This window comes from Agrobacterium tumefaciens (assembly GCF_013337285.1).
Classification (GTDB): Bacteria; Pseudomonadota; Alphaproteobacteria; order Rhizobiales; family Rhizobiaceae; genus Agrobacterium; species Agrobacterium burrii.
Genome location: NZ_SUPW01000006.1, coordinates 233,324 through 253,636 on the forward strand (window position 1 = coordinate 233,324; position 20,313 = coordinate 253,636).

24 protein-coding genes are annotated in these 20,313 nt (G+C 61.2%); 15 read left to right on the top strand and 9 right to left on the bottom strand.

Annotated elements, in window-relative coordinates; all coding sequences use genetic code 11:
* Positions 1-185 precede the first annotated feature (185 nt).
* The 6 genes from FCH38_RS17410 to FCH38_RS17435 all read right to left on the bottom strand — a co-directional run bounded on the left by FCH38_RS17410 (position 186) and on the right by FCH38_RS17435 (position 5,861).
* Complete coding sequence (locus tag FCH38_RS17410) at positions 186-2,084, bottom strand: nitric oxide reductase activation protein NorD (RefSeq protein ID WP_174374527.1); 1,899 nt, start codon at positions 2,082-2,084, stop codon at positions 186-188.
* 67 nt (positions 2,085-2,151) lie between these two features.
* Complete coding sequence (locus FCH38_RS17415; RefSeq protein WP_153515871.1) at positions 2,152-2,964, bottom strand: CbbQ/NirQ/NorQ/GpvN family protein; 813 nt, start codon at positions 2,962-2,964, stop codon at positions 2,152-2,154.
* A 65-nt stretch (positions 2,965-3,029) separates the two neighbouring features.
* Positions 3,030-4,376 carry a cbb3-type cytochrome c oxidase subunit I gene (locus FCH38_RS17420; RefSeq protein ID WP_174374528.1) on the bottom strand — a complete coding sequence of 449 codons (1,347 nt, stop codon included), beginning with the start codon at positions 4,374-4,376 and terminating at the stop codon, positions 3,030-3,032.
* A 24-nt stretch (positions 4,377-4,400) separates the two neighbouring features.
* Positions 4,401-4,853, bottom strand: a complete 453-nt coding sequence (locus FCH38_RS17425; RefSeq protein ID WP_149900826.1) for a c-type cytochrome — start codon at positions 4,851-4,853, stop codon at positions 4,401-4,403.
* A gap of 178 nt (positions 4,854-5,031) precedes the next feature.
* Positions 5,032-5,322 carry a hypothetical protein gene (locus FCH38_RS17430; RefSeq protein WP_174374529.1) on the bottom strand — a complete coding sequence of 97 codons (291 nt, stop codon included), beginning with the start codon at positions 5,320-5,322 and terminating at the stop codon, positions 5,032-5,034.
* A gap of 5 nt (positions 5,323-5,327) precedes the next feature.
* Positions 5,328-5,861, bottom strand: a complete 534-nt coding sequence (locus FCH38_RS17435; RefSeq protein WP_174374530.1) for a cytochrome c oxidase subunit 3 — start codon at positions 5,859-5,861, stop codon at positions 5,328-5,330.
* 137 nt (positions 5,862-5,998) lie between these two features.
* Between FCH38_RS17435 and FCH38_RS17440 the strand changes: the two genes are divergently transcribed.
* Complete coding sequence (locus tag FCH38_RS17440; protein WP_003520964.1) at positions 5,999-6,154, top strand: hypothetical protein; 156 nt, start codon at positions 5,999-6,001, stop codon at positions 6,152-6,154.
* A 12-nt stretch (positions 6,155-6,166) separates the two neighbouring features.
* On the top strand, positions 6,167-6,844 hold the full coding sequence (locus tag FCH38_RS17445; RefSeq protein ID WP_174374531.1) for an NnrU family protein: 678 nt from the start codon (positions 6,167-6,169) through the stop codon (positions 6,842-6,844).
* Between the two features lie 4 nt (positions 6,845-6,848).
* Here the strand turns inward: FCH38_RS17445 and FCH38_RS17450 are convergent, their stop codons facing one another.
* Genes FCH38_RS17450 through FCH38_RS17460 form a run of 3 tightly spaced genes read right to left on the bottom strand, consistent with a single transcriptional unit; the run spans position 6,849 to position 9,369 of the window.
* The gene (locus tag FCH38_RS17450) at positions 6,849-7,439 is read right to left on the bottom strand and encodes a UbiX family flavin prenyltransferase (protein ID WP_174374532.1); all 591 of its coding nucleotides are present in this window, start codon (positions 7,437-7,439) and stop codon (positions 6,849-6,851) included.
* Positions 7,436-8,962, bottom strand: coding sequence for a UbiD family decarboxylase (locus FCH38_RS17455; protein WP_174374533.1), 1,527 nt, complete (start codon positions 8,960-8,962; stop codon positions 7,436-7,438). The genes FCH38_RS17450 and FCH38_RS17455 overlap by 4 nt, the downstream gene beginning before the upstream one ends.
* A 56-nt stretch (positions 8,963-9,018) precedes the next feature.
* Positions 9,019-9,369 (bottom strand): DUF488 domain-containing protein, encoded by a 351-nt coding sequence (locus tag FCH38_RS17460; RefSeq protein WP_174374534.1) that lies wholly within the window; start codon positions 9,367-9,369, stop codon positions 9,019-9,021.
* A gap of 149 nt (positions 9,370-9,518) precedes the next feature.
* Here FCH38_RS17460 and ubiT point away from each other — a divergent pair, with 149 nt between their 5' ends.
* The 13 genes from ubiT (at position 9,519) to FCH38_RS17525 (ending at position 20,311) form a co-directional block, all read left to right on the top strand.
* A complete protein-coding gene (gene ubiT / locus FCH38_RS17465) occupies positions 9,519-10,034 on the top strand; it encodes a ubiquinone anaerobic biosynthesis accessory factor UbiT (protein WP_174374535.1) in 516 nt (171 codons plus the stop codon).
* Entirely contained in the window at positions 10,025-11,002 is a 978-nt protein-coding gene (ubiU, locus tag FCH38_RS17470; protein WP_174374536.1) for a ubiquinone anaerobic biosynthesis protein UbiU, read from the top strand. The genes ubiT and ubiU overlap by 10 nt, the downstream gene beginning before the upstream one ends.
* 5 nt (positions 11,003-11,007) lie before the next feature.
* Complete coding sequence (ubiV, locus tag FCH38_RS17475; RefSeq protein WP_174374537.1) at positions 11,008-11,946, top strand: ubiquinone anaerobic biosynthesis protein UbiV; 939 nt, start codon at positions 11,008-11,010, stop codon at positions 11,944-11,946.
* Positions 11,943-12,320 (top strand): hypothetical protein, encoded by a 378-nt coding sequence (locus tag FCH38_RS17480; protein ID WP_174374538.1) that lies wholly within the window; start codon positions 11,943-11,945, stop codon positions 12,318-12,320. The genes ubiV and FCH38_RS17480 overlap by 4 nt, the downstream gene beginning before the upstream one ends.
* A gap of 150 nt (positions 12,321-12,470) precedes the next feature.
* The gene (locus tag FCH38_RS17485; RefSeq protein ID WP_174374539.1) at positions 12,471-13,454 is read left to right on the top strand and encodes an ABC transporter substrate-binding protein; all 984 of its coding nucleotides are present in this window, start codon (positions 12,471-12,473) and stop codon (positions 13,452-13,454) included.
* Between the two features lie 5 nt (positions 13,455-13,459).
* A complete protein-coding gene (locus FCH38_RS17490; RefSeq protein ID WP_174374540.1) occupies positions 13,460-14,269 on the top strand; it encodes an ABC transporter permease in 810 nt (269 codons plus the stop codon).
* On the top strand, positions 14,266-15,018 hold the full coding sequence (locus tag FCH38_RS17495; protein WP_174374541.1) for an ATP-binding cassette domain-containing protein: 753 nt from the start codon (positions 14,266-14,268) through the stop codon (positions 15,016-15,018). Before FCH38_RS17490 ends, FCH38_RS17495 begins: the two co-directional genes overlap by 4 nt.
* Complete coding sequence (locus tag FCH38_RS17500; protein WP_174374542.1) at positions 15,015-16,202, top strand: NnrS family protein; 1,188 nt, start codon at positions 15,015-15,017, stop codon at positions 16,200-16,202. Before FCH38_RS17495 ends, FCH38_RS17500 begins: the two co-directional genes overlap by 4 nt.
* Before the next feature lie 196 nt (positions 16,203-16,398).
* On the top strand, positions 16,399-16,584 hold the full coding sequence (gene napE, locus FCH38_RS17505; protein WP_046800942.1) for a periplasmic nitrate reductase, NapE protein: 186 nt from the start codon (positions 16,399-16,401) through the stop codon (positions 16,582-16,584).
* Between the two features lie 6 nt (positions 16,585-16,590).
* Positions 16,591-17,091, top strand: a complete 501-nt coding sequence (locus FCH38_RS17510) for a ferredoxin-type protein NapF (protein WP_174374543.1) — start codon at positions 16,591-16,593, stop codon at positions 17,089-17,091.
* Positions 17,084-17,371 (top strand): chaperone NapD, encoded by a 288-nt coding sequence (locus tag FCH38_RS17515; protein ID WP_174374544.1) that lies wholly within the window; start codon positions 17,084-17,086, stop codon positions 17,369-17,371. The genes FCH38_RS17510 and FCH38_RS17515 overlap by 8 nt, the downstream gene beginning before the upstream one ends.
* Positions 17,346-19,850, top strand: coding sequence for a periplasmic nitrate reductase subunit alpha (gene napA, locus FCH38_RS17520; RefSeq protein ID WP_174374545.1), 2,505 nt, complete (start codon positions 17,346-17,348; stop codon positions 19,848-19,850). Before FCH38_RS17515 ends, napA begins: the two co-directional genes overlap by 26 nt.
* On the top strand, positions 19,820-20,311 hold the full coding sequence (locus tag FCH38_RS17525; RefSeq protein ID WP_149900843.1) for a nitrate reductase cytochrome c-type subunit: 492 nt from the start codon (positions 19,820-19,822) through the stop codon (positions 20,309-20,311). Before napA ends, FCH38_RS17525 begins: the two co-directional genes overlap by 31 nt.
* Positions 20,312-20,313 lie beyond the last annotated feature (2 nt).

Below are 20,313 nucleotides of genomic sequence, written 5' to 3' on the forward strand. Positions count from 1 at the left end.
GCGGACTGGAAAAACCTATCCGCCGTGCCGTCTGGCGACATTGTTGCCGCGCAAATAAACCTGAGATTCGTCAGATTGGAGCATTTCCAGCAAAAGTGCGGAGCGGTTTTGCGTCCGGACAATGCGTAAAAACAAAGAGTTAGAACGGTTTTGCGTTTCAAAGAAAAGCGGAATCGCTCAAGGTCTTAGCCGGCGAGGTTGCGATAGATCGCCGGCAGCGCCGATGGCAGCTTCGCTATTCTGTTGACGATGGCATAGCCGTTCTGGCCAAACATGGCCGGAATATAGGATTGCGCCTTGCTATCGACAGTCACGCCGAAAACGCTGACGCCCGAGCGTCGCGCCTCGGAAACCGCGCGGCGGCTGTCCTCAATGGCGAAGCGGCCCTCATAATGGTCGACATCGTTCGGCTTGCCATCCGTCAGCAGCAGAAGCAGCTTGCGGCGTTCCGGTCTTTCACGCAGCTTGGCGCTGGCATGACGGATGGCGGGGCCGATGCGGGTGTAGAAACCGGGCTTTAGCGCCGCAATGCGACGCTCGATAGTGTGGCCCATCGGCTCATCGAAATCCTTCACCGTTTCCACCCGCACCCACGAACGGCGGCGGGAGGTGAAGGTCAGGATCGAGTGACTGTCGCCGCAGGCGGAAAGCCCGTGGGCAAGCACCAGCAGGGCTTCCTTCTCCACATCGAGCACCCGGTGATTGTCGAACCAGGCATCGGTCGATAGCGACACGTCGACAAGAATGGTTACGGCAAGATCATGCGCCTGTGGGCGGCTTGCCATATGAATGCGGTCGCTGCCCTGTCCTCCGGCGGCGATATCGCTTCTGGCGCGAACCACGGCGTCAAGATCGAGATCGTTGCCGTCAAGCTGGGCGCGCAGCATTTCGTGGCGTGGCCTCAGCACCTCGAACTGCCGCCTGACGCGGCGGATGAGGCTTTTCGTGTCCGCGTCGGGTTCCGGTGCCGTCTCGGCGTCCTTCGCCGGTCCGGCAATGACCCGGCAATGGTCGGCGAGATAGGCGCCGCTGCGATAATCCCACTCTGGATAGGTCAGTTCCGCCGTCAGCGGCGTATGGTTCAGCGCTTCGGGCGGCAGGTCGAGGTCGAAACGGAAGCGGGCGGAAGGTCTTCCCTTTCTTTCACCCAGCGTCATATCGTCAAGCTCATCCGCCGCACTGCCATCGGCATCGTCGCTGTCGTCACCCGGCCGGTCGACATTGACCATCTCGGCCATGGCGAGGATTTTTTCGAAACGGTTGAGGATGAAGGGGCTGCGTTCGGTCTTGCGATTCTCGGCCTTTTCGCGCACGGCGATATGGCGAGCTGCTTCCGCACTCTGCGGCGCTGCATTGGAGGCCGGCTGGTCCTCGCCTTGCCGGGCCTCGGAGGTTTCTCGCAGCAGCGTATCCGGCCACAGCGGCACCGGCAGCATCGGTAGATAACGCGGCGGGGCCTTTTCCGGGAAGCCGGCGGGCGGCGTATGGCCCTCGATCCCTGCTGCATCGGCCAGCATGGAAAGCACCCGTTGCTCCACCTGCTGCTCCGTCTGGGGCAACGGCCGCTTCTGGCGCACCGCGAGCATCGCGGCGCAAAGCCGGCGATAACGGGTCTTCATGCCGGGGAAGGCATGGGTGACGGCTTTTGCCAGCTCTGTGGCGCGGTCGAGCCGGGCAAGATCGTTGCCCAACGGGTCGGCGGCCATGACTGGTTCAAGCGGCATCAGCGCCATGGCAGCAGCGAGCCAGAGATAAAGATCGCGGTTGAGGCGGCGGTCGGGAAACAGATCGAGTACGGGCGGCAACATCAGCGTGGCGTGATCGCGGCCCGGCTGGGCCAGCTTTTCTTCCCCAAGGCCCATGCGCTGACGAAGCCTTAGCCGATGCGTGGAGGTACGGGCGCGGGCCGGCGCGATCTGCACCGCATATTCACCACCAAAACCGCGGAAACAGATGGCCAGCACGGCCTGCATATCCTCCAGCTTCACGGCGTGATCCGGGAAGCGCAGCCATGTGCCGGTTTCGCCGATCAGCCTGTGCCAGGCGCGGCCGACGGTTTCTTCCAGTTCCAGAAAGTCCAGCATGGTTTATCCTCATGGCATCTGACCGGAACGCGCGGGGCCGCGCAATCCGGCGTGGATATCAAAGCGCCTATCGGATGATCGCATCCGCGACTTCATGCAGCGCGGCCTTCACATCAGGCTCGTCGGTCAGCGGTTCGATCATGGTCGCACGCACGGCCTGACGGGCGGGAAGGCCGGTATCGATGAGGCTGGCGCAATAAACGAGCAGGCGGGTGGAGACGCCTTCTTCCAGATCGTGGCCCTTCAGGCCGCGCAGCCGGTGGGCAAGATCGACGAGCGGCTCGACATCGCGCGCATCCAGCCCGCTTTCGTGCGAAACGACGGCGATTTCTTGCTCCTTGGGCAGAAAATCGAATTCAATGGCGACGAAACGCTGGCGGGTGCTGGGCTTCAGGCTCTTTAAAAGGTTCTGGTATCCGGGATTATAGGAAACGACGAGCATGAAGCCCGAGGGTGCTTCCAGCACTTCGCCGGTGCGCTCCAGCGGCAGGATGCGGCGATCATCGGTGAGGGGATGCAATACGACAGCCACATCCTTTCGCGCCTCAACGATTTCGTCGAGGTAACATATGCCGCCCTGGCGCACGGACCGTGTTAGCGGGCCGTCCATCCACACGGTTTCACCGCCTTTCAGCAGGTAACGGCCGGTCAGATCAGCGGCAGCAAGATCGTCGTGGCACGAAACGGTGGAAAGCGGCAGGCCGAGTTTCGCTGCCATATGGCTGACGAAACGGGTCTTGCCGCAGCCTGTCGGGCCTTTCAGCAGCAGCGGCAATTGCCGCACCCAGGCGCTTTCGAACAGCGTGCATTCATTGCCGAGCGGTGTGTAAAAAGGTGCGTCCGGCAAAGGCTGCGGCGCGGGGCGGAAAATCGTATTCATGGTCATCTCCATGGTTGGTGGTAAGGAACCGGCTCTCCGGGGGAAAAGGAGAGCCGGTCCGTTTCTCATTCGGCGGGCTGCACGAGGCGGGCAACGTCGCCCTGTTTCTGCTTGCCCGGTACCAGGATTGCCCAGATGAACATGACCGCCGAAATGAGAACCGCGAGACCAGAACCGAGACGGATCCAGTAGAAGATCGCCAGCTGGTCCTGCACATCCATGAAGCTTTCACCCATGACCCGCTGAAGCTGGATCTGCACCACGCCGGCGAATGTCAGCGCGAAGGTCATGACCGACATGGCCGTGCACATGACCCAGAAGCTCGTCATCGAAAGCCACTGATTGTAGGGCGCACGCTTCTTCATTTCGGGTATGGCATAGGCCATCATCGCAAGGTTCAGCATCACATAGGCGCCGAAGAAGGCGAGGTGCCCGTGGGCGGCGGTGAGCTGCGTGCCGTGGGTGTAGTAATTCACCGACGACAGCGTGTGCAGGAAGCCCCAGACGCCGGCGCCGAAGAAGGCCATGACCGAGCAGCCGATCGACCACAGCAGCGCTGCACGGTTCTCATGCTTGCGGCCAGCCTTCCAGGTCATGACGAAGGTGAAGATGACCATGGTGAAGAAGGGGGCCACTTCCAGCGTCGAGAACAGCGAGCCGATCCACTGCCAGTAACCCGGCGCGCCTATCCAGTAATAATGGTGGCCGGTGCCGAGAATGCCCGAGAAAAGCGCAAGACCGACGATGACATAGAGCCATTTTTCCACCACTTCGCGGTCGATGCCGTTGAGCTTGATCATCAGGAAGGCGAGGATCGAGGCCATGATCAGTTCCCACACGCCTTCCACCCACAGATGGATGACGTACCACCAGTACATCTTGTCGAGTGCGAGGTTGATGGGGTTGTAGAAGGCGAAGAGGAAGAAGATCGCCAGACCCCAGAGGCCGAAGAGCAGGATGTTGATGACCGTCGTCTTGCGGCCCTTCAGCGCCGTCATGGTGATGTTGAACAGGAACATCAGCACCACGAGAACGATGCCGACCTTGATGAAGAACGGCTGTTCGAGGAATTCGCGGCCCTCATGGATGCGGAACATATAACCAACCACGGCAACCGCGGCGGCCACCAGGAAGATCCAGAACTGCGCGATGGCGAGCTTGGGGCTGTAAAGCTCCGTTTCCGTTTCTTCCGGCAGAAGATAGAAGGTCGAGCCCATGAAGCCCATCAGTAGCCATACCACGAGGGCATTGGTGTGGATCATGCGCACGATGTTGAAGGGCAGAAGCTCGGAAAGCGTGTTGGGCAGCACGTAGATCGTGGCGGCGACGACGCCGAACAGGATCTGCGCCACGAACAGCCCGATTGCGCCGTAAAAATACAGCATGGCGACTTTTTGTGTCTGGTATTTCATCTCGTCATCTCCTTGCCGTCAACCTCAACCCGCCTCGTTCGGCGGCCAGTTCTGCGTCTTGATCCGGCTCGTCCATTCGAGGAAGTCGACGAGATCATCGAGCTCCTGTTCGGTGAGATTGAACTGCGGCATCTGGCGTCTGCCCTCGATGCCGGTCGGCTGTGCGGCCATCCAGCCCTTGATGGAATCGCGCGCCGTCTCCTTGTCTTCCACGCCGCCATAGCGCTTCCAGACATTGCCGAGTTCGGGTGCGAAATAGGCGCCTTCGCCGAGCAGCGTGTGACAGTTGATGCAGGAATTTTTCTCCCACACGTGTTTGCCGCGCGCGACGCTTTCCGTCAGCGTGCTTTCATCCGTCGAGGTGGTGCGCATGTAATAGTGGCTATGGGCGGTCAGCCCGACGAATATGGCGAAGAAGAAGATGGAGCCGCCGTAAAAGACGTTTCGTGCTCCTGTTTTGGTCAGGCGTTCTGCCATGCCAATGGTCCTTTCCATCCGGAAGACCGCTTATGCGGACTGGCTTGATCGAACCCTCTTGCCGGGATTTGCCAGCAGGCTGGCGGAATGCGGTGGGGTCTGAAGCCTTTCTAGCCGCTGGCGGCCGGCGTTCTTTGCCATTTGGCAAACAAGTGGAGAGGTGGTGTGGTCCGCCTTTTCAGAGCGACAAAATGCCCTGCAGGAACGCCCGCAAAAAGGCTGCGGCGGCGAAGATTGCGGGCCATACCAGAAGTGCTGTGCGCAGCAGGCCTCGCTCTTCGCGAAAGCCCAGAAAATCGTCGATGACGCGTCTGGATTTCATAAGCGCGAAAAGCAGCATCAGGCAGGCGGCGGCGACCGGCGGCAGAAGCGCCGCCTTCCAGGATGTGACGACGGCCGTGCCGGCGAGAACGAGAATGGCGAGCACTGCAAAACTTCTTGCAAGCTGGCGGGAGGTGCGGTGGATCATGATTATCAAACCAGATAGACGACGGGAAAGATGACGATCCAGACCAGATCGATGACATGCCATAGCGTCGTCACCAGCGTGATATTCTCGTTTTTGGGCCAGCAGGCGACGATGAACAGCAGGATCGCCACGAAGATGACATGCAGCAGGTGGAAGCCGGTGAGCAGGAAATAGAGCTCGAAGAACGCGCCATAGGCGGGATCGGACGCGAAGGCGATTTCGGTGGAATATTCATGGAGTTTCACACCGACGAAAGCGAAACCCAGCAGGCCAGCAAGGACAAGCGCCCGCCTTTTGCCCGGCAGCGCGGTGTGACGGCTGGCCGCAACGGCCGCCTGCCAGCCGCTCGCCAGCAAAATCAGAGTGTTGAGGCCGGCAAGCTGCGGCTGAAGATGCTGGCGAGCGGCGGCGAACGCATCAGGGTTGAGCGCGAAGGCGATGATGAACGCCCCGGTCAGCGCGCCGAAGGCTGCAAGTTCGCTCCATACCAGAATCCACAGGAGCAGATTTCCGCTTTCCTCTTCCGTATTGATCGCCATGGCCTCGTCCGTAATTGTAAAACAGCAAGCCACGCATAGGCGTCCTCAAACCCCGCTTCTTTGCGGTCGATCAAAGAAGGGAGCGCGCAAAGCCCTATTGTCATGACAAAGCGCAACTCTGGAAATTGGAGCATCCCATGAACGACGCACAGGTCGGGCTGATTGTCGCAACCCCTATTATCATTGGCTTTGCGGTGCTGTTGTACCGTATGGGAGTGTTGCAGCGCATGGGCGCGGTTTCCGCCGTGCTTGCCTCCGTGGCCATTGCTTCGGTGCTGTTCCTGAACCAGTGAGAAGGCAGTCGGATGCTTGAACTTGTCGCCGCTCTTTCGCTTTTCGTGGCGCTGCATTCCATTCCCGCCGTGCCTGCCGTGCGCGGCCGGCTGATTGCGGCCATCGGCAGGCCCACCTATTTCGGTCTCTATTCCGTTGTCTCGCTTCTGGCGCTGGGCTGGGTGTTTTATGCCGCGCTCTCAGTCGAATACGTTCCGCTCTGGGATGTCGCGCCCTGGCAGGCGCATGTCACCTTTCTGGCAGCGCCGATTGGGCTGTTTTTCGTGCTGGCCGGTCTTCTCAGTGTCAATCCGCTCTCCATTTCCGTGCGACAGGGAGAGAAGCCGGGGGCAATCGTGCACATCACGCGGCACCCTGTGCTTGTCGGTTTTCTGTTTTGGTCTCTGGGGCATGTCGTGCCGAATGGCGATCTGCGCTCCGTTATCCTCTTCGGCGGCTTTGCGCTGTTTTCGCTTGGCGGAATGGCGATGACCGAAAAACGCGCCCGCAAAAGACTGGGCGGTGCATGGAGCGCTACGGCCGGCGAAAGCTCCACGGTTCCCTTCGCGGCGATTCTCACCGGTAAAACCCGCATCGCCGTGGATGGGCCGATGCTGTTAGCCGCGGCGCTGACGGGATTGACGGTCTGGTGGCTGTTGGCAGGTGGCCATGCCGCGCTCTTCGGCGCGGACCCGATGGCCTATCTCTGATCGCTTAGGGTGCCTTCACCACATGCGGCTGCCATATCGCCGCCTGCGGTGCGGAAGCGATGCCAAGCTGATCAATGGCGCGGGCGGCGAGCTGATCGACAATATCGTTGACGCTTTGCGGCCTATTGTAAAAGGCCGGTACCGGCGGCATCACGACGGCGCCTGCTTCCGTCACCGCGCACATATTGCGCAGATGGATGAGATGCAGCGGCGTTTCGCGGGTCATCAGCACCAGCTTCCGGCGTTCCTTCAAATGCACATCGGCGGCGCGGGTGAGAAGATTGTCCGAAAGCCCGGTTGCGATGGCCGCGAGCGTCCGCATCGAGCAGGGCGCAACGATCATGCCAGTGGTCGGGAAAGAACCGCTGGCAATCGCCGCGCCGATATCATCGACGGCATGATTGACGCTGGCGAGCGAGAACATCCGCCCCATGGCTTCAGCACCTTCCTCATGCAACACCGTACGCTTGGCGGATTGCGACAGGACCAGATGGATTTCGACGTTTTTCATGTCGGCGAGACGCTCGATGATGCGCAGCGCAATGGCGGCACCCGAAGCGCCGGTGACGCCGACCACGACGCGGCACGGGGTCATGGCCGTTCTCCAAGGCCGAGATCACGCCACATCAGATCGACTTTCGCGATCACGTCAGGCGTCATGGACAGCACGCGGCCCCATTCGCGCTCCGTCTCCGGCGAAAGCTTGCGGGTGGCGTCCAGCCCCATCTTGCCGCCGAGGCCGGCTTTCGGCGAGGCGAAGTCGAGATAATCGATCGGCGTATCGTCGATGATCGTCGTATCGCGCGAGGCGTCGAAACGGGTGGAGAGCGCCCAGATGACATCCGCCCAGCTGCGCACATCAATGTCTGGATCGACCAGAATGATGAGCTTCACATAGCTGAACTGCGGCAACATCGACCACAGGCCCATCATCACCCGTTTTGCCTGCCCCGGATAACGTTTGTCGATAGAGGCGACCATGACGCGATAGGAACAGGCCTCGGGTGGCATCCACAGATCGACGATTTCCGCAAACTGTCTTTTGACGAGCGGCAGGAAAATCTCGAGCATGGCTTCCCCTAGAACCGAGGGTTCATCCGGCGGCCGGCCGGTATAGGTGGAAAGATAGATCGGATCGCGGCGCATGGTGATCGCCGACAGCGTCATGACCGGGAAAGGCTCGACGGAATTATAATAGCCGGTGTGGTCGCCATAGGGGCCTTCCATTGCCGTTTCCGTGGCCGAAACAGTACCTTCCAGCACAATCTCAGCGTTGGCTGGTACCGGCATCGGCACCGTCAAAGCTTTCGCGATGCGACTTTTCGAGCCGCGCAGCAGGCCAGAAAAACCAAGCTCGCTGATATGTTCGGGAAGCGGCATGACGGCGGACAGAATGGTGGCGGGATCAGTGCCGATGGCGACGGTTACGGGCATATCCAGCCCGCGCGCCTGCCACAGCCGGTGGTGATGCGCGCCGCCGCGATGCGCCAGCCAGCGCATGATCACCCTGTCCGGCCCCAGCACCTGCATGCGATAGATGCCGACATTGATATCGTCGGGATCATCGGGCGAACGGGTGATGACCAGCGGCCATGTGATGAGCGGGGCCGGCTCGCCCGGCCAACACCATTGCACCGGCAGGCGGGCAAGATCGACCACATCACCCGTCAGTATCTTTTCCTGCACCGGCGCGCGCGAGACGTTGCTTGGCCGCATGGACAGTGCGGCCTTCAGCAAAGGCAGTTTACCCCATACCTCGGCCATGGATTTCGGCGGTTGTGGCTCGCGCAATTCGGCGAGCATTTTCCCAAGCGCCGGCAGCCCGCCGGTCTCAAGCCCGAGCCCCCATTCGATGCGCTGCCGCGTGCCGAAGAGATTGGCAAGCAGCGGCATGTCCCGCACCTTGCCCTCATGGTCAACGGGTTGCTCGAAAAGCAGGGCCGGCCCACCATCGGCGAGCACACGGCGGTGGATTTCGGTGATTTCGTGCACCAGCGAAACCGGCTGGCGGATTCGCCGCAGCTGCCCGCGTTCTTCCAGCAACCGGACGAAACCGCGCAGATCGGCGGCGCGGGCAGGTTTCGCTTCTGTCTTTTTATCTGTCGGTTCGTCTCTCATGCCGCCTGTTTGCCGGCGGCGATGCGACATGTCCTTGCGCTGCCGCAAATGCGGCTTCAGTGCGAACGAAGATAGTCGGCGAGAACGAGGGCGTGGTTGTGTTCGGTATCATGGGCGGCATAAAGCAGCGTGACGCGGCCCTTCGCCATCAGCTCCTTCATGCGCCCCACGGCATCGGGATTGGCGTCCAACTCCTCATGATAGTGCCGGGTGAATTCCGCAAAACGCGACGGCATATGCGAGAAATTCTTGCGCAATTCGTTGCTGGGCGCGATTTCCTTCATCCACAGCGAAAGCTGTGCGGTTTCCTTGCGCATGCCGCGCGGCCACAGCCGGTCCACCAGAATGCGTGCGCCGTCATCATCGCTGGCGGCATCGTAAATCCGTTTGATCCTTATATCGGACATGGGCGGCCTCCTTCGCTTCGCAAGTGAGTGATTTATAGCGGCTTTTGTGAAACTGCACCCGAAAATCTCCCTGTCTTTGCGTTCGCTCAAACCGGTGCTGGCGCGCTGCGGTTAGGTTCCTGCCCGCAACTGACCTGACAGGACCATCTATGAGACCGTTTCCCGCCGCCATCGCCCGCCCCATGAATTTTCTGCCCCTTGCCGTGGTGCAGCGAGCGACGGCGGCGATGCTGGCGCAGATCATGAAACGACATCCCGATCTGTTCGGTCGGCTGGGAGAACATTGCAACAAGCGTTTTACCTTTCTTCCCGTCGATCTGCCCTTCGCCTTCATGGTGGAACCGGCGCGTCCCGCCATCACCGTCAGCCGCAAGGGCCGCCTGCCGAAGGCGGATGCGGCGGTCGAGGGGCCACTTTTCATGCTGCTTGCGCTGATGGAGGGGCGGCAGGATGCCGATGCGCTGTTTTTCTCGCGTGATCTGAGTGTGACCGGCGACATGGAGGCGACGCTGGCGCTGCGCAATGCGCTCGATGACAGCGGCATCGACCTGCCGCGTGATCTCGGTTCATTTGCCGGACCCTTTGCGCCGGTGGTAACGGGCCTCGCGAACCGCTTGCGTGGCCATGTTCTATCCGAAACGCGGGGAGGTGAGGCATGGAACTGATCTGTCCGGCGGGAACGCCCGCCGCGTTCCGCGAGGCCGTGGATGCCGGCGCAGACGCGGTCTATTGCGGGTTTCGCGATGAGACCAATGCTCGCAATTTCCCCGGCCTCAATTTCTCCCGCGAAGAGCTTGCCCAAGCCATCGCTTACGCGAAGAAACGCGGCGTGCAGACCTTCGTGGCGCTCAACACCTTCATGCGTGCTGGCAATGAGGATATCTGGTATCGCGGCGCGGCCGATGCCGTGAAGGCGGGAGCGGATGCGTTGATCCTTGCCGATTTCGGCCTGATGGCGCATGTGGCGGAACACCATCCGCAACAGCGCATACACGTCTCCGTGCAGGCTTCTGCCTCCAATGCCGATGCGGTGAATTTTCTCGTCGATGCCTTCGGCGCAAAACGCGTGGTGCTGCCGCGCACGCTGACGATTGCCGACATCGCCCGGCTGGCGCGGCAAATCCGCTGCGAGATCGAAATCTTCGTGTTTGGCGGCCTCTGCGTCATGGCGGAGGGACGGTGTTCGCTGTCCTCCTATGCCACAGGCAAATCACCCAACATGAACGGCGTCTGCTCGCCGGCAAGCCATGTGCGTTACCGGCAGGATGGGCAGGAGCTGGTATCGGAACTCGGCGATTACACCATCAACCGCTTTCCGGCCGGAGAGGCGGCGGGTTACCCAACGCTGTGCAAGGGGCGTTTCGAGATTGCCGACGACAAGTCCTATGCCTTCGAGGACCCGGTATCGCTTGACGTGATGGACCAGATCGATGCCTTGCGCGACGCGGGTGTGAGCGCGCTGAAGATCGAGGGCCGCCAGCGCGGCAAGGCCTATGTGGCGGAGGTGGTGTCCACCCTGCATCGCGCGCTGGCCGCCAGCGCCGAAGAGCGGGGACGGCTGCTCTCACGCTTGCGGCTCTTAAGCGAAGGCCAGCGCACAACTGTCGGTGCTTACGAGAAACGCTGGAGGTGATGGCGATGGCAAAAACCGCAAAGGCCACATTGGCGCTCGGCCCGGTCCTTTATCTCTGGCAGGGCGAGAAATGGCGCGATTTCTATTTCCGCATCGCCGATGAGGCTCCTGTCAGCCATGTCTATCTCGGCGAAACCGTCTGTTCCAAACGGTTTCATTTCACCGAGGCGCATCTGGCCGAGGTGATCGAGCGGCTGGAGAGTGCCGGAAAACAGGTGATCCTCTCGACGCTTTCACTGGTGACTCTGGAGCGGGAAAGCCGCCAGCTGCGAGGCTTGATCGCCGACAGTCCCTATCCCGTCGAGGTAAACGACCTTTCGGCGCTCGGCCTGTTGCACGGCACGCCGCATGTCGTCGGGCCAATGGTGAATGTCTACAATGCCGCCACCGCGCGGCTGCTCGCCTCGCGTGGGGTGACCGCCATCTGCCTGCCGCCGGAGCTGCCGGTAAACTCGGTGGAGCGTATCGTGGCGGAGACACCGGATGTTGAATTCGAGATTTTTGCTTTCGGCCGCCTGCCGCTCGCCATTTCGGCGCGCTGCGCCCATGCCCGCGCCAAGGGCAATATCAAGGATAATTGCCAGTTCGTCTGCGGTGACGATCCGGACGGACTACCTGTCCGCACCCTCGACCGGCAGTCGTTTCTGGCGCTGAACGGCGTGCAGACGGTGTCGCACACCTGCCAGTCGCTGCTTGGAGAGTTGCAGGATTTGGCGGCCACCGGGATCGCCCGCTTCCGGCTGTCGCCGCAGGATTGCGACATGGTGGCCGTGGCGCAGATCCACGACGATGTTCTCGCCGGCAGGGTGGATGTGGAAAACGGTCTCCACCTTCTGCGAAAAGCCTATCCCGACGTGCCTTTTTCCAATGGTTTTCACCACGGGCAGGAAGGGGCGGCCTGGATCGCCCGTGCCCGCAACACGGCGCATGGAGCGAACCTATGATGATGAGCGGACAAAACCAGCAAGCGGCCGTAGCACCGGGCGGGGCGGATATTGCGGCGGCGATCCATCTGGTGCGCAATGTCGTTTTGCAGAGCGCACTCGATTGCGGTTGCCGCGACAAGGTGCATGAGGCCCTGCGCGAACTTGAGGATTTTGAGCGCCAGCGCAATATCGTCAAGCTTCTGGCCGCCGCCCGCGAGGAGCGGCGCAAGATCGGGCTTCTGACTGAGATGCTGGCGGATTTTGCCGAGGACGATACGGTCGATGAAGGCGTCCTCGAAACGGCGAGCCTGATGTTTCTCGACATCGCCGCCGCCGCTCAGGAAGGATCGCGAATTCTGCGCGACGCCCTGTCTCTCAGGACAGGCGAATAGGCCTGCTTTCCGGCGCTGTTTGATCCTGCGCAAAGAGCGACCGCTTGCAAAATGTCACTTCCAGATGGGTGACGCGCCTGTGGCCGAAGATCGACCCGAGTGGGCGTCACACGCATCACGGCGCGTTCGGCGCGAACAAGGATCAGGACCATGGCTCATCTCACCCGTCGTCAGGCGCTTTCGGCCTTTTCGGGATTGACGGTGGCGACACTTGCCGCGCCGCATCTTCTGAAGGCGGAAACGCCACTCACCTTCTATGGCCCTCCTGCCGCGCCCTCAGCCGTGCTGGCCCATGCCGTAAAAGGCGGGTTCCTGAAGGATGTCGCACCTGGGGCCGTCTTCAAGGCCTGGAAAACGCCGGATGAAATGCGCGCCGCTGTCGCCTCCGGCTCCATGGGGGCGGTAGTGATGCCGAGTTATGGGGCCGCCAATCTCCATAATCGCGGCCTTGGCCTGGGGCTTCTAAACGTGCTGACCACCGGTCTGCTTTACGTCGTGTCGAAGGACGAGACGCTGACCTCGCTGGAAAGCCTTTCCGGCAAGACGCTGGCTTTGCCTTTCAAGAACGATATGCCCGATTTCGTGCTGCGCCGCCTTGTTGCCGAGAACGGCTTGAAGCCCGGCGATATCACGCTGGAATATGCGGCTTCGCCACCGGAAGCCGTGCAATTGCTGCTGACGGGCCGGGTGGACGCGGCCCTGCTCAGTGAACCGGCTGCGACCGCTGTGTTGATCAAGGCAAAGTCGTTTTTCATGACCGTTCACCGCACCATCGATATCCAGCAAGAATGGGCAAGGGTGGCGGGCAAGCCGGAAATCCCGCAGGCGGGTCTCGCCCTGACGTCGCAGGTTCAGCAAAAGCTCGGCAAGGCGGGTATAGAGGCTTTGCAGGCGGGCATGGAAACGGCACTTGCCAGTGCCGCCGCTGACCCGCAAACGGCGGCCGCCGGCGCGGCCGATGCCCTAGGTTTCCCACCGGAAATCATCGCCGCTTCCTTCCCGACAAGCCATTTGTCGGCGCTGAAGGCGAGCGCTGCGCGCGCCGATCTCGAGGCATTTTACGACGAGCTCGCCAAGGCCGACCCGGCAATCATCGGGGGGCGGCGGCCGGATGACGGCTTTTATCTGGTGTAGCAGGCATGAACCGCATTCTTGAAAGTCTTGGCTGGACCGGCCGCTATCTCTGGGCGGGCTGGGCCGGGCTTTCCGGCATTTTCTGTTTTCTCGCCGCCTGGCAGGCGGGGCATGAGATTTACGGCTCCTTCATCCTGCCCTCGCCGGGTGAGACTTTCGCGGCAATCGGGCTTCTGGCGGCGCGGCCGGATTTCTTCGCCATCCTGTCGCAGAGCGCCATCAGGGCATTGACCGGTTTTGCCATCGCTGCCGGCATCGGCACGGTGGCGGGTGTGGCGGCGGGCTACTCATTTGCTGCCATGCGGCTGATGAAGCCTGTTGTCACCGTCCTGCTCGGCGTGCCGCCCATCGGCTGGATTGTGCTGGCGCTCATCTGGTTCGGTTCGTCGGGTGGCACGGCCGTCATGACCGTTGTCATCGCCTCGGCCCCCGTTTCCTTCGCAGGGGCGCTGGAAGGGGTGGCCAAGCGGGACCGTCAGCTGGAGGTGATGGCGCAGGCGTTTGGCGCTCCGTGGTTTTACCGGCTGCGCACCGTCACCATGCCGCATGTGCTTTCCTATCTCTTCCCGGCATGGACGACCACGGCCGGAAGCGCCTGGAAAGTGACCGTCATGGCCGAGCTTCTGTCGAATTCCGGCGGCATCGGCGGTGAACTGGCAACAGCACGGGCGCTGTTCGATATCGCGCAGGTCAGCGCCTGGCTCACCATCACCGTCGCGCTGGCGCTCATCACCGATTACGGCCTGCTGCATCTGCTGCGCGAAGCGCTGGAACGCTGGCGTGCCGCCGGATTGCCATGGGGTGTCAAACGATGAGCGACCATTCCGTCTTGAGTTTCGAGCATGTCGGCCACGCCTTTCTCGGCCGCAGCCTGTTCGAGAATTTCGATCTCCGTATAGCGCCCGGTGAAACAGTCGCCCTGCTTGGTCCCTCCGGCAGCGGCAAGACAACGATTTTGCAGATCGCGGCCGGCATCATCGATCCCGTTCGCGGCCGTGTGCGGCGCAATTACCACCGGCAGGGTCTTGTGTTTCAGGAGCCGCGGTTGCTGCCATGGATGACGTTGATCGACAATATCGCCTATGGTCTCGCTGCGGCGGGTATGCCGAAACGGCAACGGCGGGAGACCGCCGGGCAGTTTGCCCTGGAAGTTGGTCTGGAGGAGACGGATTTTCACAAATATCCGGTCGAGCTTTCCGGCGGCATGCGCCAGCGTGCCGGGGTGGCGCGGGCGCTCGCGGTGGAGCCGGACATGCTGTTTCTGGACGAACCCTTCAGTGCCGTTGATGTCGGCCTGCGCCGGCATTTGCAGGAACTTCTGGTGGATGCCGCTCGCAGGCGTGGTTTCTCCACGCTGCTCGTCACTCACGATCTTCATGAAGCGCTGCTGGTGGCCGACAGGCTGATCGTGCTCTCGGGTGTCGATGGCCGCGTTGTTGCCGCACATACTCCGGCCGGTTCGCCGGGGCGGCGCATGGCGCGCGCGGTGTTCGACGAAGTGGAATTCCTGTCCGAGAGCCCGGCTTTCGCCGAATTGTTTTCGGCAAAGGAGCGGATGCGATGAGACAGCCACCGATCCTTTCGGAAGCCCTGCGGCTGTTTTTCCCTCTGGCCGCCCTGCATGGCGCGGTCTGGCCGTTTTTGTGGATCGTCATCGGCGGCTATGCCCTGCCTTTCGCCAATGTCGTTCCCCCATCGCAATGGCATGCCCATGAAATGATTTTCGGCACCTATGGCATGGCGCTCGCCGGTTTTCTCGGTTCGGCAGTGCCTGAATGGACCGATACGAAAGCGGCAGCGGGCCGCACGCTGCTTTGTCTCGCCGGCCTCTGGCTGCCGGGTCGCCTGATCGGCTTCGTCGGGGCCGATGCGTGGAGCCTGCTGGCGGGCTTTTTTGATCTGGCGTTTCTGCTCGCGCTCTCCGTGCTTATCGGCAAGGCGATGCTGGTGCGGCGAACGACGAGACATCTGGCGTTCCTCGTCTGGCTCATTTTGTTTGCGGCAATGGAGACGGGCGTGCGCTACGCCTGGTGGATCGGTGATCTGGAACTTGCAGCCCGCTTTCTGGAGGCGGCGCTGTGCATCTTCACCGTGCTGTTTTCGCTCTCGGCCGCCCGCATCAATGTGGTCGTCATCAATCTGGCGCTCGATCCGAGCGGCGAGACCACACCTTACCGGCCACATCCCGGCCGCCAGCACATGGCGGGCGCCATGGTGACGTTATACATGGTGGCAAAACTCTTCTTTCCGGAAAGCGATGTTTGCGCCTGGCTGGCGCTTGCGGCCGGTGCGGCATTTTTTGACCGGCTGGCGGAATGGTTCATCGGGCGGGCCGCTTTCAAGACCGAGGTGCTGCTGCTCGGTCTCGGCAATGCCTTTGCAGGTGCGGGTTTTCTGGCGCTCGGGGCGGGGCGGCTCGGTTTTTCCGTCACGCCCGCCGCTGGCCTGCACCTGTTGTCGGTGGGCGCACTTGGCTGCGCCATCATGGCGGTGTTCATCATTGCCGGGCTGCGGCATACCGGACGCAACCTGACATATCTGCCGTGGCAGGCGCATATGGCCGCCGCCCTGATGGTGGCGGCCGGGCTGATCCGCATCCTGCCGGAATTCGATTTCGCAGCGTTCGTGTCACCCTATCATCACGGCCTCAGTGCTATCCTGTGGGCGGCAAGTTTCGGCGTCTGGCTTCAGGGCTTCCTGCCCTTCATGCGTGCGCCCGGTGTTGATGCAGGGGGAGCCTGTGGCTGAGGTGCAACGTGTTCCTCTCACCTTCCGCCTTCGTGTCGCCTGATTATTTTTTTGGCAAAAGCGCAATATGAAATCAGTGACTTAGGCCGGCCCTATTGATGAATGTTATTTCTAATAAATAATCAATAAAATCAAGTGGTTGAATATTTCTGCCTTTTGGCCGATGATAACTCGAACCGAACAGGGAAACGCGAATATGCCCAAAATAGTCGCGCCTCTGCACGCAGATGGAAAGCCGAGCCGGACGAGGGAGCTTATTACCTTCGCCGTTCTGGCTTTTGGGATCTGGCCTGTGCTGGCGGTCGGATTTGTCGGAGCCTATGGTTTTATCGTCTGGATGTTCCAGATCATTTACGGGCCGCCGGGACCACCCGGCCATTGAGGGCGAATGACGATGCAAGTCTCTCTCACCCGGCGTGACTTTCTGCGCGGCGGACAAAAACGGGAAACACGTATCTGTCCCCCCGGGGTCGCGTTGAGCGACCTCGCCGCCTGCAGCGGTTGCGCAAAATGCGCGGAAGTCTGTCCCACCGGCATCATCACCATGTCGGGTGGCTTGCCCTTGGTCGATTTCTCAGCCGGGGAGTGCACCTTTTGCGGCAAATGCGCGGAGGCCTGTCCCGAGCCGGTTTTTGCCGCCCCTGCGGCGCAGCGCTTCGATCATGTCATGGCGATTGGCGATGGGTGTCTCGCCTTCGGCAATGTCGATTGCCAGGCCTGTCGCGATGCCTGTCCGACCGAAGCCATTCGGTTTCGTCCCCGCCGTGGCGGCCCCTTCGTGCCCGAGCTTATCGAGGATGCCTGCACCGGCTGCGGGGCTTGTGTGTCCGTCTGCCCGACGGGTGTGATCAAGATCAAGGAAACAGCCACGGAGATGCAATATGCCTGAAAATAGAGGCCGGTATCATGTTTCAAGTGCTGTCGTGGCGGTGATGCCGCAGATGCGGGACGCCGTGTTCGCAACGCTATTAACCCTCGACAATGTCGAGGTTCATGCCGAGGGCAACGGCAAGATTGTCATCGTCATAGACGGCACGAGCACCGGCATGCTGGGCGATACGCTCACTTATATTTCGACACTCGACGGTGTGATTGCCGCCAACATGGTTTTCGAACACGTCGACACAGAGGAGACAGGCGGCGATGAGCAGCGAACTGACGCGGCGTGATCTATTGAAGGCCCATGCCGCCGGCATTGCGGCGGCAACGGCGGGCATTGCACTGCCGGCTGCCGCCCAGCCGGTGCCGGGTGGTGTGTCCGCATTGCAGATCAAATGGTCGAAGGCGCCCTGTCGCTTCTGTGGCACGGGCTGCGGCGTCATGGTGGGTGTCAAGGAAGGCAAGGTTGTCGCCACCCATGGCGACATGCAGGCGGAGGTCAATCGCGGCCTCAACTGCATCAAGGGCTATTTCCTGTCCAAGATCATGTACGGCAAGGACCGGCTGCAGACCCCGCTTTTGCGCAAGAGAAACGGCGTCTACGCCAAGGATGGCGAGTTCGAGCCGGTGAGCTGGGACGAGGCCTTTGACGTGATGGCGCAGCAGTGCAAGCGGGTGTTGAAGGAGAAGGGGCCGACCGCCGTCGGCATGTTCGGCTCGGGCCAGTGGACGATCTTCGAAGGCTATGCCGCGACCAAGCTGATGCGGGCCGGTTTCCGCTCTAACAATCTTGATCCCAATGCCCGCCACTGCATGGCCTCTGCGGCCTATGCCTTCATGCGCACCTTCGGCATGGACGAGCCGATGGGCTGTTATGATGACTTTGAACATGCCGACGCCTTCGTGCTCTGGGGTTCGAACATGGCGGAGATGCATCCCATTCTGTGGACCCGCATCGCCGACCGGCGTCTGGGCTTCAACCATGTGAAGGTGGCGGTGCTTTCGACCTTCACTCATCGCAGCATGGACTTGGCCGATGTTCCGATCATCTTCAAACCGGGTACGGACCTCGTCATCCTCAATTACATCGCCAACCACATCATCAAGACCGGCCGCGTCAACGAAGACTTCGTGAAGAACCACACGAGATTCGTGCGCGGAGTCACCGATATCGGTTATGGCCTGCGTCCCGACAATCCGGTGGAGGTGAATGCCGCCAATTCCGCTGATCCGACGAAGACGGAAGCGATCGATTTCGAGACCTTCAAGGACTTCGTGTCGGACTATACGCTGGAAAAGGCCGCGGCCATGACCGGAGTGGAAGCCGGGTTTCTGGAGGAACTGGCCGAACTTTACGCCGACCCGAAACGCAAGGTCATGTCGCTCTGGACCATGGGTTTCAACCAGCATGTCCGCGGCGTCTGGGCCAACCAGATGGTCTATAACATCCATCTTCTGACGGGCAAAATCTCCGAGCCGGGCAACAGCCCGTTCTCACTCACTGGCCAGCCGTCTGCCTGCGGCACGGCGCGCGAGGTGGGAACCTTCGCCCACCGCCTGCCGGCGGACATGACGGTGACCAACCCGGAACATCGCAAACATGCCGAGGAAATCTGGCGCATCCCGCACGGCATCATCCCGGAAAAGCCGGGTTACCACGCCGTGCAGCAGGATCGCATGCTGCATGACGGCAAGCTGAATTTCTACTGGGTGCAGGTCAACAACAACGTTCAGGCCGGTCCCAACACCAAGAACGAGACCTATCTGGGTTATCGCAATCCCGAAAACTTCATCGTGGTCTCGGATGCCTATCCGACCATCACCGCCATGAGCGCCGACCTTATCCTGCCCGCCGCCATGTGGGTGGAGAAGGAAGGAGCCTACGGCAATGCGGAGCGGCGCACCCATGTCTGGCACCAGCTGGTGGAGGTGACAGGCGAGGCGCGCTCTGATCTCTGGCAGCTGGTGGAGTTTTCCAAACGCTTCACCACGGATGAGGTCTGGCCGGCGGAACTGCTGGACGCCAATCCCGCTTATCGCGGCAAGACGCTGTTTGAGGTTCTCTACAAGGACAGCGATGTCGGCAAATTCCCGCTGAGCGAAATCAATGCGGATTATAAGAACCAGGAATCCACGGATTTTGGCTTCTACCTGCAAAAGGGTCTGTTTGAGGAATATGCCGCCTTCGGGCGTGGTCACGGCCACGATCTGGCGCCTTACGATGCTTATCACGAAGTGCGCGGCATGCGTTGGCCGGTGGTGGACGGCAAGGAAACACTGTGGCGTTACCGCGAGGGTTACGACCCCTACGTCAAGCCGGGTGAGGGCGTGAAATTCTACGGCAACAAGGACGGCAAGGCGGTCATCATCGCGGTGCCTTACGAGCCGCCGGCCGAATCCCCCGATGAGGAATTCGATACCTGGCTGGTGACGGGCCGCGTGCTGGAGCATTGGCATTCCGGCTCCATGACCATGCGCGTGCCGGAGCTCTACAAGGCCTTTCCCGGCGCGCGTTGTTTCATGAATGCCGATGATGCGCGCAAGCGTGGGCTCAATCAGGGCGCTGAAATCCGCATCGTTTCGCGCCGTGGCGAAATTCGCTCCCGCGTGGAAACGCGCGGCCGCAACCGCATGCCGCCCGGCGTCATCTTCGTTCCCTGGTTTGATGCCAGCCAGTTGATCAACAAGGTGACGCTCGACGCAACCGATCCCATCTCCAAGCAGACGGATTACAAGAAATGCGCAGTCAAGATAGAGCCAGTCGCATGATCGGGAAGCACGGATGGATCGCCGCCACGCTTTTGGTCGTGGCCCTGGCGACGGGGGCCGTTGCGCAGATGGTGCCGGAATTGTCCGGTCCGCGTGGCGACGCCATGAAGACCGAGCCCGCCAAACCCCTGCCGAAATGGGTGATTGACGATATCAGGCGCATGCGCGCCTATCCCGAACAGCCGCCGGTCATCCCGCATTCAATCGACGGCTATCAGCTGTCGGTCAATGCCAATCGCTGTCTGTCCTGTCACAAGCGCGAATTTACGCAGGATTCCGGCGCACCGATGATCAGCGTCACCCATTACATGACGCGGGAAGGCCAGATGCTGGCGGATGTTTCGCCACGGCGTTATTTCTGCACCGCCTGTCATGTGCCGCAGGCTGATACCCGGCCGCTCGTGCCCAACACGTTTGAGGACATGAGCACGATGGGCGTCAAACCGGCGGGTAGCGAATGATG

Coding starts and splice junctions, on each gene's coding strand:
- FCH38_RS17460 (WP_174374534.1), bottom strand. CDS start 9,369: ATGTCCGATATAAGGATCAAACGGATTTACGATGCCGCCAGCGATGAT.
- FCH38_RS17430 (WP_174374529.1), bottom strand. CDS start 5,322: ATGATCCACCGCACCTCCCGCCAGCTTGCAAGAAGTTTTGCAGTGCTC.
- ubiT (WP_174374535.1), top strand. CDS start 9,519: ATGAGACCGTTTCCCGCCGCCATCGCCCGCCCCATGAATTTTCTGCCC.
- napA (WP_174374545.1), top strand. CDS start 17,346: ATGAGCAGCGAACTGACGCGGCGTGATCTATTGAAGGCCCATGCCGCC.
- FCH38_RS17485 (WP_174374539.1), top strand. CDS start 12,471: ATGGCTCATCTCACCCGTCGTCAGGCGCTTTCGGCCTTTTCGGGATTG.
- ubiV (WP_174374537.1), top strand. CDS start 11,008: ATGGCAAAAACCGCAAAGGCCACATTGGCGCTCGGCCCGGTCCTTTAT.
- napE (WP_046800942.1), top strand. CDS start 16,399: ATGCCCAAAATAGTCGCGCCTCTGCACGCAGATGGAAAGCCGAGCCGG.
- FCH38_RS17435 (WP_174374530.1), bottom strand. CDS start 5,861: ATGGCGATCAATACGGAAGAGGAAAGCGGAAATCTGCTCCTGTGGATT.
- FCH38_RS17445 (WP_174374531.1), top strand. CDS start 6,167: ATGCTTGAACTTGTCGCCGCTCTTTCGCTTTTCGTGGCGCTGCATTCC.
- FCH38_RS17495 (WP_174374541.1), top strand. CDS start 14,266: ATGAGCGACCATTCCGTCTTGAGTTTCGAGCATGTCGGCCACGCCTTT.
- FCH38_RS17455 (WP_174374533.1), bottom strand. CDS start 8,962: ATGAGAGACGAACCGACAGATAAAAAGACAGAAGCGAAACCTGCCCGC.
- FCH38_RS17425 (WP_149900826.1), bottom strand. CDS start 4,853: ATGGCAGAACGCCTGACCAAAACAGGAGCACGAAACGTCTTTTACGGC.
- FCH38_RS17410 (WP_174374527.1), bottom strand. CDS start 2,084: ATGCTGGACTTTCTGGAACTGGAAGAAACCGTCGGCCGCGCCTGGCAC.
- FCH38_RS17415 (WP_153515871.1), bottom strand. CDS start 2,964: ATGAATACGATTTTCCGCCCCGCGCCGCAGCCTTTGCCGGACGCACCT.
- FCH38_RS17420 (WP_174374528.1), bottom strand. CDS start 4,376: ATGAAATACCAGACACAAAAAGTCGCCATGCTGTATTTTTACGGCGCA.
- ubiU (WP_174374536.1), top strand. CDS start 10,025: ATGGAACTGATCTGTCCGGCGGGAACGCCCGCCGCGTTCCGCGAGGCC.
- FCH38_RS17525 (WP_149900843.1), top strand. CDS start 19,820: ATGCGCAGTCAAGATAGAGCCAGTCGCATGATCGGGAAGCACGGATGG.
- FCH38_RS17515 (WP_174374544.1), top strand. CDS start 17,084: ATGCCTGAAAATAGAGGCCGGTATCATGTTTCAAGTGCTGTCGTGGCG.
- FCH38_RS17490 (WP_174374540.1), top strand. CDS start 13,460: ATGAACCGCATTCTTGAAAGTCTTGGCTGGACCGGCCGCTATCTCTGG.
- FCH38_RS17450 (WP_174374532.1), bottom strand. CDS start 7,439: ATGACCCCGTGCCGCGTCGTGGTCGGCGTCACCGGCGCTTCGGGTGCC.
- FCH38_RS17480 (WP_174374538.1), top strand. CDS start 11,943: ATGATGATGAGCGGACAAAACCAGCAAGCGGCCGTAGCACCGGGCGGG.
- FCH38_RS17440 (WP_003520964.1), top strand. CDS start 5,999: ATGAACGACGCACAGGTCGGGCTGATTGTCGCAACCCCTATTATCATT.
- FCH38_RS17500 (WP_174374542.1), top strand. CDS start 15,015: ATGAGACAGCCACCGATCCTTTCGGAAGCCCTGCGGCTGTTTTTCCCT.
- FCH38_RS17510 (WP_174374543.1), top strand. CDS start 16,591: ATGACGATGCAAGTCTCTCTCACCCGGCGTGACTTTCTGCGCGGCGGA.